11 protein-coding genes are annotated in these 14,170 nt (G+C 46.1%); 5 read left to right on the top strand and 6 right to left on the bottom strand.

Annotated features, from left to right (window positions below; all coding sequences use genetic code 11):
• Nucleotides 1-117: 117 nt before the first annotated feature.
• Complete coding sequence (gene can, locus AC6I8Y_RS02310) at nucleotides 118-777, top strand: carbonate dehydratase (RefSeq protein WP_394152899.1); 660 nt, start codon at nucleotides 118-120, stop codon at nucleotides 775-777.
• Between the two features lie 78 nt (nucleotides 778-855).
• Here can and hpt read toward each other — a convergent pair whose 3' ends face one another.
• Nucleotides 856-1,386, bottom strand: coding sequence for a hypoxanthine phosphoribosyltransferase (hpt, locus tag AC6I8Y_RS02305; RefSeq protein WP_042475879.1), 531 nt, complete (start codon nucleotides 1,384-1,386; stop codon nucleotides 856-858).
• A gap of 524 nt (nucleotides 1,387-1,910) precedes the next feature.
• Between hpt and AC6I8Y_RS02300 the strand changes: the two genes are divergently transcribed.
• On the top strand, nucleotides 1,911-2,531 hold the full coding sequence (locus AC6I8Y_RS02300; protein ID WP_042475876.1) for a LuxR/HapR/OpaR family quorum-sensing transcriptional regulator: 621 nt from the start codon (nucleotides 1,911-1,913) through the stop codon (nucleotides 2,529-2,531).
• Nucleotides 2,532-2,607: 76 nt separating this feature from the next.
• Here AC6I8Y_RS02300 and lpdA read toward each other — a convergent pair whose 3' ends face one another.
• The 5 genes from lpdA to ampD form a co-directional block, all read right to left on the bottom strand.
• A complete protein-coding gene (gene lpdA / locus AC6I8Y_RS02295) occupies nucleotides 2,608-4,035 on the bottom strand; it encodes a dihydrolipoyl dehydrogenase (RefSeq protein WP_042475873.1) in 1,428 nt (475 codons plus the stop codon).
• A gap of 278 nt (nucleotides 4,036-4,313) precedes the next feature.
• The gene (aceF, locus tag AC6I8Y_RS02290) at nucleotides 4,314-6,242 is read right to left on the bottom strand and encodes a pyruvate dehydrogenase complex dihydrolipoyllysine-residue acetyltransferase (protein ID WP_498020716.1); all 1,929 of its coding nucleotides are present in this window, start codon (nucleotides 6,240-6,242) and stop codon (nucleotides 4,314-4,316) included.
• 30 nt (nucleotides 6,243-6,272) lie between these two features.
• Nucleotides 6,273-8,936 carry a pyruvate dehydrogenase (acetyl-transferring), homodimeric type gene (gene aceE / locus AC6I8Y_RS02285; protein WP_498020715.1) on the bottom strand — a complete coding sequence of 888 codons (2,664 nt, stop codon included), beginning with the start codon at nucleotides 8,934-8,936 and terminating at the stop codon, nucleotides 6,273-6,275.
• 56 nt (nucleotides 8,937-8,992) lie between these two features.
• Nucleotides 8,993-9,760 carry a pyruvate dehydrogenase complex transcriptional repressor PdhR gene (gene pdhR / locus AC6I8Y_RS02280; protein WP_042475867.1) on the bottom strand — a complete coding sequence of 256 codons (768 nt, stop codon included), beginning with the start codon at nucleotides 9,758-9,760 and terminating at the stop codon, nucleotides 8,993-8,995.
• 410 nt (nucleotides 9,761-10,170) lie between these two features.
• A complete protein-coding gene (ampD, locus tag AC6I8Y_RS02275; protein WP_498020714.1) occupies nucleotides 10,171-10,752 on the bottom strand; it encodes a 1,6-anhydro-N-acetylmuramyl-L-alanine amidase AmpD in 582 nt (193 codons plus the stop codon).
• Nucleotides 10,753-10,886: 134 nt separating this feature from the next.
• Between ampD and nadC the strand changes: the two genes are divergently transcribed.
• The 3 genes from nadC (at nucleotide 10,887) to pilB (ending at nucleotide 14,164) form a co-directional block, all read left to right on the top strand.
• Complete coding sequence (gene nadC, locus AC6I8Y_RS02270; RefSeq protein ID WP_234494573.1) at nucleotides 10,887-11,777, top strand: carboxylating nicotinate-nucleotide diphosphorylase; 891 nt, start codon at nucleotides 10,887-10,889, stop codon at nucleotides 11,775-11,777.
• A 261-nt stretch (nucleotides 11,778-12,038) separates the two neighbouring features.
• Nucleotides 12,039-12,470, top strand: coding sequence for a pilin (locus AC6I8Y_RS02265; RefSeq protein ID WP_498020713.1), 432 nt, complete (start codon nucleotides 12,039-12,041; stop codon nucleotides 12,468-12,470).
• An 8-nt stretch (nucleotides 12,471-12,478) separates the two neighbouring features.
• Nucleotides 12,479-14,164, top strand: coding sequence for a type IV-A pilus assembly ATPase PilB (gene pilB / locus AC6I8Y_RS02260; RefSeq protein ID WP_498021423.1), 1,686 nt, complete (start codon nucleotides 12,479-12,481; stop codon nucleotides 14,162-14,164).
• Nucleotides 14,165-14,170: the final 6 nt, after the last annotated feature.

Here is a 14,170-nt window from a genome sequence, read left to right as displayed (position 1 = left end):
TAACCAATTGATTTTAGGCGCATGAACACGTCAGATGAGTACATTTTGACACCTTTTTTTGCGAGATTCGATTTGTAACATTGTGTATAGTGTGTCGAATCATTGAAGGGAAGTACCATGCCGGAAATCAAACAACTTTTTGACAACAACTCAAAGTGGTCTCAGGAGATCAAATCTGAACGCCCTGAGTATTTCGCCCAACTTGAAGAGGGCCAAAGCCCTGGCTTTTTGTGGATCGGTTGTTCAGATAGCCGCGTCCCCGCAGAGCGGCTGACTGGGTTGTACTCTGGTGAACTGTTCGTTCACCGTAATGTTGCCAACCAAGTTATTCACACCGACCTCAACTGTTTGTCTGTCGTTCAATATGCCGTTGACGTTCTCAAGGTTAAGCACATTATTGTGTGCGGTCACTATGGATGTGGTGGCGTTAACGCCGCGATCGATAACCCGCAACTCGGGCTTATCAATAACTGGCTGCTCCATATACGCGATTTGTACCTGAAACACAGAAACTGGTTAGGCGAACTACCTCGTGAGATGTGGGGCGATAAACTCTGTGAGATTAACGTTGCTGAGCAGGTATACAACCTAGGTAACTCCACCATCATGCAGAATGCGTGGGAACGCGGACAAGATGTCGAAGTACACGGTGTCGTGTATGGCATCGGCGATGGTAAATTGCAGGACTTGGGTGTTCGCTGCTCAAGCAGAGAAAGCCTTGAGGTCAATTATCAAGCTGCCATGGCGAAGATTCTAAGTACTGAAGTGAGTAAATAGTCTTAAAGTACAAATGACACAAAATAGCAAAATGCCCACCTCATTAAGGTGGGCATTTTTTAAATCAGCCTTAAGAGATTACTCTTGAGGAACGACTTTACCAATGTAAGGTAGGTGACGATATTTCTGAGCATAATCAATACCCACACCCACAACAAACTCATCAGGGATTTCAAAGCCAATCCATTTAACATCGACATCTACTTCTCGGCGAGATGGCTTATCAAGCAAGGTACAGATCTCGATCGACTTTGGCTCACGTAGAGACAGGATCTCTTTGACCTTGTTTAGCGTGTTACCTGTATCAATAATATCTTCAACAAGCAGAATGTCTTTGCCTTTGATATCGTCATCAAGATCTTTAAGGATACGTACATCGCGAGAGCTTTCCATGGTGTTGCCGTAGCTAGAAGCCGTCATAAAATCCACGCAATGTGTCAAGTCGATAGCGCGAGCTAGGTCTGCCATAAATACAAACGAACCACGAAGCAAACCAACCATCACTAGGTCTTCGCTGCCTTTATAGTGTTCAGTGATCGCTTTACCCAACGCTTGTACGCGCTCATGAACTTCTTGCTCAGAGATCATGACTTCTACTGTATGTTTCATATCTATCTCGATGTTAGTAGGTTGATATAACAAACGTGGCCTCAGCCATGCGTCGCCTCATACAGTATAAAACATCAGAGACCAGCCGCTAAAACAGCACCACCTTGCCAATTAGCGCGCCATAGTATCACTTTCTTACACATGATAAAAATCGAGTACATGGGAATTTTTCAGTCATTAATCCCCTCTTCTAATATTCAACTGTTAACGGCTTCTGTTGAAAGGAGTGGTTAATTTCACTGCAAAATGTGATATGCAGGTAATTTACTCGTAATTATCATAATTATCAGTGTATGACTATTGACCACAAACATATGCACCATTACACTTATCTGGAATTAGAAAAATAAGAGCAGTGGATTTCCATTTTGGAAATAACCTAACTCGCCCTATAGATTGACACGGTGACGTTAGGTTTATGTTGTTTTCCGCTTTGCGAGATAGCTGACTCTAAATAAAGCAGGGTGAAAAGGTAGATTCAAAAAGGATCACCAGCCCTAACTAACGTTGGCAAGGAAAATAATATGGACTCAATCGTAAAAAGACCTAGGACACGCCTGTCTCCGCAAAAGCGAAAGCTTCAGCTCATGGAGATAGCATTAGAAGTATTTGCAAAGCGCGGTATTGGGCGCGGCGGACACGCTGACATCGCAGAGATCGCTCAGGTATCTGTCGCTACAGTGTTTAACTACTTCCCTACTCGTGAAGACTTAGTGGACGAAGTACTTAATCACGTCGTTTGCCAATATTCCAACTTCCTCTCAAATACCATCGACCTCGATGTCAATATCAAGGACAACCTGACGAACATCCTAGATAGCGTCGTGGATATGGTGATTGAAGATTGTCACTGGAATAAAGTGTGGTTTGAATGGAGCACGTCTACTCGTGATGAGGTATGGCCGCTGTTTGTAAGCTCAAACAAGACTAGCCAAGCTCTAGTAGAAAATATGTTTATCAGAGCTATCGAACGTGGTGAAGTCTGCCCGCATCATAACCCTAAACACCTAACAAGCTTGTTCCACGGTCTTTGCTATTCGCTCTTCGTAGAAGCGATGCGCAATAATGATAGCGATGCGGTGAAATCATTGACGGATTGCTACATGGATATGGTGTGCATCTATAACAATGGCGACGCACACTAAAATTAGTCGATACAAAACAAATCGAACACAAAAAAACGGCCAGTATCTCTACTGGCCGTTTTTCTTTATTCAGAAATTACTTCTTTTTCTTCGCTTTCGCATTTGGAAGGTCAGTGATTGTGCCTTCAAATACTTCTGCCGCAAGACCAACAGACTCGTGAAGCGTTGGGTGAGCGTGGATAGTCAGAGCGATATCTTCTGCATCACAACCCATCTCGATCGCCAGACCGATTTCACCAAGCAGTTCACCACCGTTAGTACCAACGATAGCACCACCGATAACACGGTGAGACTCTTTGTCGAAGATAAGCTTAGTCATACCGTCAGCACAGTCAGACGCGATTGCACGACCTGATGCTGCCCATGGGAATGTCGCCACTTCGTAGTTGATGCCTTCTGCTTTCGCTTCTTTTTCTGTCTTACCAACCCATGCCACTTCTGGCTCAGTGTAAGCAATTGAAGGAATAACTTTCGGGTCAAAGTAGTGCTTCTTACCAGAGATAACCTCTGCCGCTACGTGACCTTCATGCACACCTTTGTGAGCAAGCATTGGCTGACCAACGATGTCGCCGATAGCGTGGATGTGTGGAACGTTAGTACGCATCTGCTTATCAACATTGATAAAGCCGCGCTCATCCACTTCAATACCCGCTTTCTCGGCATCAAGAAGCTTACCGTTTGGCACACGACCGATAGCAACAAGAACGGCATCGTAGCGCTCTGCATCAGCAGGCGCTTTCTTGCCTTCCATTGAAACGTAGATACCGTCTTCTTTCGCTTCAACGGCCGTTACTTTGGTCTCAAGCATCAAGTTGAACTTGTTTTTAATGCGCTTGGTGTAGACTTTAACCATATCTTTATCCGCTGCAGGGATAAGCTGGTCAAACATCTCAACCACATCAACTTGAGAGCCTAGAGAGTGATAAACCGTTGCCATCTCAAGACCGATGATACCACCACCCATGATAAGCAGTTTTCCTGGTACTTCTTTCAGCTCAAGAGCGTCCGTTGAGTCCCAGATACGTGGATCTTCGTGTGGAATAAATGGCAGTTTGATAGGGCGAGAGCCCGCAGCGATGATAGCGTTGTCAAACGTTACTGTTGTTGACTCGCCTTCACCTTCAACAAGGATAGAGTTAGGACCAGTGAACTTACCGTAACCATTAACGATGTTCACTTTACGCATCTTAGCCATACCGCCAAGACCACCGGTAAGTTGGTTTACAACCTTCTCTTTCCAGATACGGATCTTGTTGATGTCTGTTTGTGGCTCACCGAAAACAACACCGTGTTCAGCCATTGCTTTGGCTTCTTCGATAACTTTTGAAACGTGAAGAAGTGCTTTAGATGGGATACAACCCACATTCAGACAGACACCACCTAGGGTGCTATAACGTTCGATAAGTACCGTTTCAAGACCTAGGTCTGCACAACGGAATGCGGCAGAGTAACCAGCAGGACCAGAACCAAGTACAACAACTTGGGCTTTAATTTCTTTGCTCATTTTGACCTCTTGTAGTCATTATCCCTAACAGGCTGAGTGGGTATTGATTTTCTTTTTTATAAACTTCGCTTTGACGCCTAATGACAACGTTTATAGCGTAATGAATTTAAATATTTATGATTTCAGACCGCCAACATTTTACAGAGATGTTAACGGTGTGAAAAGTAAATCAATTTAGCCTGTGAGCTAGACAACAATTCAATGGGAATTGTTGTATGAATTTGGTTTTTTACCCCTCTAGCTTCCCGGTTGGGGGAAGCTAGAGGGATCAAACTGCCTTAAAGTACCAAGCGACGAATATCGCTCAAGCAGCTGTTTAGATAAGTAATGAAACGTGCACCTTCCGCACCGTCAATCACACGGTGATCGTACGATAGTGAAAGTGGAAGCTGTAGGCGCGGCTCAAATTCTTTACCGTTCCATACAGGCTTCATTTCAGACTTAGACACACCAAGGATACCAACTTCAGGTGCATTTACGATAGGAGTAAATGCAGTACCACCGATGCCGCCTAGGCTTGAGATAGTGAAACAGCCACCTTGCATATCTGCAGCCGTTAGCTTGCCGGCACGTGCTTTCTTCGAGATAACCATTAGCTCTTCAGATAGCTCGTAGATCCCCTTCTTGTTTACGTCCTTGAATACAGGAACAACAAGACCGTTTGGCGTATCCACTGCGATACCAACGTTCACGTACTTCTTAAGAATGATGCTCTCGCCATCTTCTGATAGAGAAGAGTTAAACGCAGGGAAGGCTTCAAGTGCTTTCGCAACAGCTTTCATGATGAACACAAGTGGCGTGATCTTCATACCTGAATCTTTCTTCGCTTCGATAGCGTTTTGCTCTTTACGGAATGCTTCAAGCGCTGTGATATCCGCGTTATCCCACTGTGTAACGTGCGGGATCATTACCCAGTTACGGTGTAGGTTAGCACCAGAGATCTTCTTGATCTTAGAAAGCTTCTGAACTTCAGTCTCACCAAACTTGCTGAAGTCAACCTTCGGCCAAGGTAGCAGACCAAGAGCTGAGCCGTCACCGCCTTTGCCAGATGCTGCGGCACCAGACTCAAGACGCTTAAGTGCATCTTTAACGTAAGCTTGAACGTCTTCTTTCAGTACGCGGCTCTTACGACCCGTACCTTTTACTTTCGCTAGGTTAACACCAAACTCACGAGCTAGACGTCGAACGACTGGAGACGCGTGCGCGTACTCGTGGTTCTCTTGGAAGTCGTTCGCTTGTGGTGCTGCATCCGCTTTCGCTGCTGGAGCCGCCGCCGCAGGTGCTGCTGCTGGAGCCGCTGCTTGTGCAGGTGCTGCAACAGGTGCAGGCGCTGCGCCTTCCACCGGAGTGCCGGCCACAACGAACGTCATGATTAGCGAGCCAGTCGTGACTTTATCGCCAGCTGCAATCTTGATTTCTTTAACTGTGCCAGCGAAAGGTGCTGGTACTTCCATAGAAGCTTTGTCGCCTTCTACAGTGATAAGAGATTGCTCTTCTTCCACTGTATCGCCAACCGCTACCATTACTTCAGTAACTTCAACTTCGTCACCGCCGATATCTGGTACGTTTACTTCTTTTTCAGCCGCGGCCGGCGCTCCGGATGCCGCAGGAGCCGCTGCAGGTGCTGCAGAAGCTTCTGCTACTGGAGCTGCCGCACCCGAACCTGCAGTTTCAAATACCATGACAAGAGAACCAGTTGTTACTGAATCACCTTCAGCAATCTTGATCTCTTTAACCGTACCTGCAAATGGTGCTGGTACTTCCATAGAAGCTTTGTCGCCTTCTACAGTTAGAAGAGATTGCTCTTCTTCCACTGCATCGCCAACTTTAACCATGATTTCAGTAACTTCTACTTCGTCACCACCGATGTCTGGTACGTGAACTTCTTTCAGTTCTGCTGCCGCTGCTGCTGGAGCTGGAGCCGCTGCTGGAGCCGCTTCAGCCGCAGGAGCAGGTGCAGCAGCTGCTGCTGCACCTTCGGCTTCGAAAATCATAATTAGAGAACCCGTAGTAACAGAATCGCCTTCCGCTACTTTGATTTCTTTAACAATACCTGCTTGAGACGCTGGAACTTCCATAGAAGCCTTGTCGCCTTCAACAGTGATTAGAGACTGCTCTTCTTCCACCTTGTCGCCAACGCTTACAAGAATCTCAGTAACTTCAACCTCATCCGCACCGATGTCAGGTACATTAATTTCGATTGCCATTGCTTATTTACCTTCTAATTAAGCGCTGTATTAAGCGTAAAGTGGGTTAGTTTTTTCAGTGTCGATGTTGAACTTAGCAATTGCTTCAGTCACAACAGACTTTTCAACATCACCGCGCTTCGCTAGTTCAGTTAGCGCTGCAACTACCACGTAGCCTGCGTTAACTTCGAAGTGACGACGTAGGTTCTCACGGCTGTCTGAACGGCCGTAACCATCTGTACCAAGTACTTTGTAAGACTCAGTAGGCATGAATGCGCGAACTTGCTCAGAGTAGTTCTTCATGTAGTCAGTCGCCGCGATTGCTGGCTCAGTACCCATTACTTGTGCAATGTAAGGGACTTTCACTTCTGCTTCTGGGTGAAGCATGTTGTAACGCTCTGCGTCTTGACCGTCACGAGTTAGCTCGTTGAACGATGTTACAGAGAATACGTCAGAAGCGATGCCGTACTCTTCGCTTAGAATAGTCGCTGCTTTACGTACTTCGTTCATGATAGTACCAGAGCCCATTAGCTGAACTTTAGACTTGTCACCTGCGTAAGACTCAAGCTTGTAGATACCCTTACGGATGCCTTCTTCAGCACCTTCTGGCATTGCTGGCATTGCGTAGTTTTCGTTCATCACTGTTAGGTAGTAGAACACGTTCTCTTGGTTCTCACCGTACATGCGACGGATACCGTCTTGCATGATTACCGCAACTTCGTAAGCGAAAGTTGGGTCGTAAGAGATACAGTTAGGAACCGTGTTCGCCATGATGTGCGAGTGACCATCTTCGTGCTGTAGTCCTTCACCGTTTAGCGTTGTACGACCAGCCGTTGCGCCTAGTAGGAAACCGCGAGCTTGTTGGTCACCAGCCATCCATGCCATATCACCTACACGTTGGAAACCAAACATTGAGTAGTAGATGTAGAACGGAATCATTGGCAGGTCGTTAGTGCTGTATGATGTTGCCGCTGCAACCCAAGAAGCCATTGAGCCTAGCTCGTTGATACCTTCTTGTAGAACCTGACCTGACGTTGCTTCTTTGTAGTAAGAAACGATACCTTTATCTTCTGGCGTGTATTCCTGACCGTGCGGGTTGTAGATACCGATCTGACGGAATAGACCTTCCATACCAAACGTACGAGCTTCATCACAGATGATAGGAACAACGTTCTTACCAATGTTCTTGTTCTTAAGCAGGATATTAAGCGTACGAACGTATGCCATCGTCGTTGAGATATCACGCTTCTGCTCGCTTAGTAGCGGCGAGAACTCTTCTAGCTCTGGCACTTTGAATTCTTGAGTAAACTTAGGTAGACGCTGTGGCGTGTAACCTTTTAGAGCTTTACGACGAGCGTGCAGGTATTCATATTCCGCGCTACCTTCTTCAAGTTTCAGGTATGGAAGCTCTGCTACTTTCTCATCAGTTAGAATGTCTTGAAGACCTAGACGATCACGTAGGTGTAGAACGTGAGTCATGTCCATCTTCTTAACTTGGTGTGCGATGTTCTTACCTTCAGCCGCTTCACCCATGCCGTAACCTTTAACTGTCTTAGCTAGGATTACTGTTGGACGACCTTTAGTCTCTGCCGCGTTCTTGTATGCTGCATACAGCTTAGAAGAATCGTGACCACCACGCTTAAGCGCGAAGATTTCGTCGTCAGTCATATCTGCAACAAGTGCAGCTGTTTCTGGGTACTTACCAAAGAAGTGCTCACGTACGTATGCACCATCTTTCGATTTAAATGTTTGGTAGTCACCATCTACAGTTTCGTTCATTAGCTGCAGAAGTTTGCCTGACGTGTCTTTCGCCAGTAGTGCATCCCAATTGTTACCCCAGATAACCTTAACAACATTCCAGCCAGCGCCTTTGAATAGACCTTCTAGCTCTTGAATGATGCTACCGTTACCCATTACAGGACCATCTAGGCGCTGAAGGTTACAGTTGATTAGGAAACATAGGTTGTCTAGTTTCTCACGCGCAGCGAAAGAAAGTGAACCGCGTGATTCTGGCTCATCCATCTCACCGTCACCTAGGAAGGCATAAACACGCTGAGCTGAAGTGTCTTTTAGGCCGCGACCATTTAGGTACTTAAGGAAACGTGCTTGGTAGATCGAAGAAATAGGACCTAGACCCATAGATACTGTTGGGAACTGCCAGAACTCAGGCATCAGTTTAGGGTGTGGGTATGAAGGAATACCTTTACCGTCTACTTCTTGACGGAAGTTATCTAGCTGCTCTTCAGTTAGACGACCTTCTACGAATGCACGAGAGTAGATACCTGGTGAGATGTGACCTTGATAGTAAACTAGATCGCCACCGTCAGTCTCGTTAGGAGCACGGAAGAAGTGGTTGAAGCACACTTCATAAAATGCTGCTGCAGACTGGTAAGAAGCCATGTGACCACCAAGGTCTAGGTCTTTCTTAGAAGCACGCAATACGATCATGATTGCGTTCCAGCGAATAATCGAACGAATACGACGCTCAAGCGTTGTATCACCAGGGTAAGCTGGCTCTTGTGCTGCTGGAATAGTATTAATGTAGTTAGTGTTGATGCCTGTTGGCATATCAACGCCATCTAAACGAGCTTTCTCTAGAACGGTTTCTAGTAGAAATTGTGCACGTTCTACACCTTCTTCACGAACAACGGATTCAAGTGCTTGAAGCCAATCTTGAGTTTCCAGTGCATCTACGTCATGCTTCATGTCAGACATGGCGATCTATCCTTCTGTTGGTTGGATCTACTTAATTAAAGTAAGCGTTTCTAGTTTTAAGAATCACTATCTTGTTGAATTCGTCTCAAAGAGCGCTCACGACGAGACGCTTCTCGAGTCAAATCTAACAATGTTTCTTCGATGTAAGCTAAATGCGAATGCGACATCTCACGCGCCTTTTCTGGCTGACCAGCGACGATCGCTTCAACGATATTAGCTCGGTGTTTACTGACTTTCTCCACCACCTCAGAGCGGCGGTGTAATAGCTCTAAATTCTGTAGAACATTTTGCTCAAGTAACGGTGCTAGGCTTCGAACAATGTGCAGCAACACAACGTTATGTGCAGCTTCTGTTAGTGCCACAAGAAATGCCATGACCGCAGAGGCTTCAGCCTCAACGTCGCCGGACTCTTGTGCTGTGCGAATATTGCCTAAACATGCTTCAATCTGAGCAAAATCTTCATCGGTGCCACGCAATGCAGCGAAGTAAGCAGAGATACCTTCCATAGCATGACGAGCCTCAAGCAAATCTAGCTGAGTCTCGTTGTGAGAAGATAGGAGGTCTAACAAGGGATCAGAGAAACTTTTCCAGATGTTCTCGCTAACGAACGTGCCACCGCCTTGACGACGGGTTAGAAGCTTCTTCGCTTCAAGTCGCTGAATTGCCTCTCGAATAGAAGGTCGAGAAACATCAAATTGCTTTGCCAGCTCACGTTCTGGTGGAAGCTGCTGCCCTGCTGAAAGCGTTCCTTCAACAATCAAGCGTTCCAATTCTTGCTCGATAACATCCGAAAGTTTCGGCTGACGGATCCTTTGATAAGCCATAACTATTATTCTTTTATTCTTCTACTTTCTAGAGCTGTTAATTGGTATTACCAATTTATAAGTTGGGGTAAAAATTAACACATTTAAAACACCAATGTCTAGTGAAAAATTGATTCACATCATAGAACCGGCCTTGCATTAACCGTTATGAAACATTTATAGATTAAAACATCAACACCCTTGGTCAGACCAATTACATACGAGAAACTTATCGGGTAAATGACGTGCTATGAAAAGCCTTAAAAATCAATAAGAAAGGAGTTTATTTGTCAGACAAGGGAAATTGACCAATATCAAGTAAAGAAGGAATAACCAGTGTTCTGGTTATTTATAATTTGAATAACAAAATAAATCGTGATGCTGAAAAAGCACCACGAATTCTGCTCAAATGGGCAGGAGTGAATCTTTTATTACAATGTATTTTTGAAACGCGACCAGTCAAAAACTAGACCTGGATCGCTCTTTCTTAACGGCGCTATGTATTGATGACCAGTGATGCGCTCACGAGTGATCTGCGGATACCGAGCCATTAGCGATTGTGTAAGACGTTGTAAACTCGCATATTGAGCGTTGGTGTAAGCGACATAATCGGTTCCTTCTAGCTCTATTCCAATCGAATAATCGTTACACCTTGCACGCCCCGCAAAACTCGAAACACCAGCATGCCAAGCGCGAGCACTGAAGGGAACAAACTGCACTACCTCCCCGTCACGGCGTATCAAACAGTGTGCGGAGACTTTCATCTTTTCAATCACCTTAAAAAAGGGATGACTCGATGCATCGAGCTGTCCGAGAAAGAAATCTTCTATATAGGGGCCGCCAAATTGTGCCGGTGGCAGGCTGATATTATGCACCACCAGCAGCGACACATCCTCTTCGTCTGGCCTCGCATCAAAGTGAGGGGATACCACGCATCGCGCAGCTTGATACCAACCTTGTTTATCAATCTCAGAAAAGCCCTGTGAACTATAAGGTCTATCTTGGTTTTGCATATATTTTGAGCCTATCTACATCGCTATCGCTTTGATTTTATCCGACAGCCAATAAAATGCGAGATTTGATGCTGAAATTCCGCACAAGCAGGAGTATCATGCCCACTTTGTTCCCCCACTAGACACGTTAAGCGATGAAAAACACACACAACAGCCAAGAACGTCTTGAATATCTAAAGCAGCAACTCCCTTCAGAAATTACTCGTGCCGTGGCAGACACGCTACGTGAAGACTTAGGTGGGACACTGGATGTGAGCGCAGACATCACGGCGAGCCTTATCCCGGCTGAGACTCAAAACGTCGCGACGATCATCACTCGTGAGCATGGTGTGTTCTGTGGTCAAATGTGGGCAGACGAAGTATTCAAACAGCTTGGTGGCGAAGTCCGCATTGAATGGCACGTTCAAGACGGTGACAAAGTAGAGCCAAACCAAGTGCTGTGCACCCTAACAGGCCCTGCACGCATTTTGCTCACTGGTGAGCGTAACGCGATGAACTTCATCCAAACGCTATCTGGCTGCGCGACTGTTACCGCTGAGTACGCTGAAAAGATCGCACATACCCAATGTCGCCTACTAGACACACGCAAAACGATTCCTGGTCTTCGCAGTGCACTAAAATACGCTGTCGCCTGTGGCGGTGGTTACAACCATCGTATTGGTGTCTTCGACGCTTACCTTATTAAAGAGAATCACATCATCGCTTGCGGTGGCATCACTAAAGCCATCGAGACTGCGAAACAGCTAAACCCAGGAAAACCTGTCGAAGTCGAAACTGAATCTCTAGAAGAGCTACAACAAGCCATAGATGCTGGCGCGGATATCATCATGCTCGATAACTTTACGACGGATATGATGCGTCAAGCGGTAGAGCTGAATGCAGGACGCGCTGCGCTTGAGAACTCGGGCAACGTAACCATGGAAACCATCGCTGAGTTTGCGGAAACAGGCGTTGATTACATCTCGGTTGGCGCTCTGACCAAGCATCTTAAAGCGATGGACTTATCGATGAGATTCAAAGACTAACCCCGTCATTCTTATCATTGCAGTAAAAAGCGAAGCTATGAGCTTCGCTTTTTTGTGTCCGCCCCTCTCCCCCACGACTTTCCCTCTCATTCAGCCGTGCTAGTCCCCAACCTTCAGAGTCAGTCGCACCCAAAATGCAACGACATGCAATGGGCCTTCATTTTTTAGAACCTGTTCTAGGGCGTTAACCCATTAACTTTATTGGGTTAAATCTCAGGAGTATGTTCGCTATGTGCAACTAATTTAGTTAAGGGAATACAAATGAACAAAGCAAACAAGCAACAAGGTTTTACCTTGATTGAGTTAATGATTGTCGTCGCGGTGATCGGGGTACTGGCTGCAGTGGCACTACCTACTTACCAAAACTATATTGCAAAAAGTGAAACATCGTCTGCCCTTGCAACTTTGTCTGCATTAAGAACGCCTATTGAAACGGAAACCTTATCAAATGGTCAGTTTCCGAATCCAGCAAGTGCCGCAAGCTATGGCATTCCGCAATCCTATGCTCTAGGTACTATTACTTTAACGGGCAACAGCGGAGCAGCAGGCACCATTCGCGTAAGTTTTGAGACGGGAAAATCAAGCCCTAAGGTGGCTGGAAATACCCTAGACCTTGTGAGAACCACCGAAGGAAGCTGGAGCTGCCAAGCAGCAAATATTGATAGTGAATTGCTTCCAAAAGGCTGTAACTAGCTTTGAGCATAAGTAGGCTGCCTAGCGTTCTTGCTGAGGCTCATATTATTTCAGAGAGTCAAAAAGATCGTCTAATAGAATGCACGCAATCAAGTATGGAGTCTGTTCCATCAATCATTGTGGAATTGGGCTGGCTGACAGCCCAAGACTTAACTTCGGCTTTAGAGAAACTATTTGCTCTGCCCGCTACACAACTGCATGACTACAACTACATAGAGCTTTGTCGAACAGCAGGATTACGTGAGCTAATCGTAAAAAACCACGCAATTCCGATCAAGCAAAATAGCCACACCCTCTCTATCGCAATATCAGACCCGAGCATTGTCGAGTTAGAAAATGATTTTCGTTTTGCGACTGGACTACAGATAGAGCTCGTCGTCTGTGATTGCCTTGATATCACATCGGCCATTAAGCGTCTTTATGGCGAAAACCATAAGGGCATCAATCCTAGCTTTAGAGAGCTCACTTCTGAAGCACTAACCAACCTAGTCCCAATCAGCGATTCGGAGCTCGAGAACGTCGAAGACCTCTCCCAAGATGACTCTCCTGTAAGTCGCTTTATTCATCAGGTATTGACGGATGCCGTGCGCAAGAAAGCCTCGGATATTCATTTCGAACCTTATGAGCACTCTTATCGAATACGGCTTCGCTGTGATGGCATCTTGATAGAGACTCACCAGCCTGCGACGCAGCTTAGTCGTCGATTGGCAGCTCGGATTAAGATCTTGGCTAAACTTGATATCGCCGAAAGGCGCTTACCGCAAGACGGTCGACTGAAACTGAAACTCTCTGAAGCAGCCTCTATCGACATGCGCGTTTCAACCCTACCCACAATGTGGGGTGAGAAAATCGTGTTAAGACTTTTGGACGCCGATGCCACCCAGCTCAACATTGATCAGCTAGGTTATACCGAGCAACAAAAATCGCTTTACCTCACCGCACTAAAAAAGCCCCAAGGTATGATCCTAATGACAGGTCCCACTGGCAGTGGAAAAACCGTTTCGCTATACACTGGACTTAGCATTCTCAATACCGCAGAGCGCAATATTTCTACTGCTGAAGATCCGGTTGAGATTCATCTTGAGGGCATCAATCAAGTTCAGATCAATCCAAAGATCGGCTTTGATTTCTCTACCGCCCTTCGATCTTTTTTAAGACAAGATCCCGATATTGTCATGCTCGGCGAAATCCGAGATATCGAAACCGCCGAAATTGCGGTCAAAGCAGCTCAAACGGGCCACCTTGTGTTATCTACACTGCACACCAACTCGGCCGCAGAGACCGTCATTAGGCTCAAAAACATGGGTGTCGACGCTATCAACCTGTCGTCCTCTCTATCGTTGATCATTGCTCAGCGCTTAGCACGAAAGCTGTGTGAGTGTTGTAAGATACCAGACCCAATGTCCCCTCAACTTCGTCACTCCCTCAACATTCCCAATGAGTCGATAGTCTACCTCGCCAACGAGCAAGGCTGTAACCATTGTAATCATGGTTATCTCGGTAGGACTGGTATCTATGAGGTAATGGCGTTTACTCATGAACTCGCCAGCGCGGTAGTCACTAGCGCAAGCCTAAATGAAATAGAAGCTATTGCTAAGGCCCAGGGAATGAAGACGCTAAAGCAATCTGGTGTGGAAAAGCTAATCGCTGGCATTACTAGCTACCGCGAACTGCAACGCGTGCTCTACTTTTAGTATCGG

Source organism: Vibrio sp. KUL78, from assembly GCF_059725505.1.
Note: the sequence above shows the minus strand (reverse complement) of the source record. Positions and strands in the feature narration are given on the sequence as shown.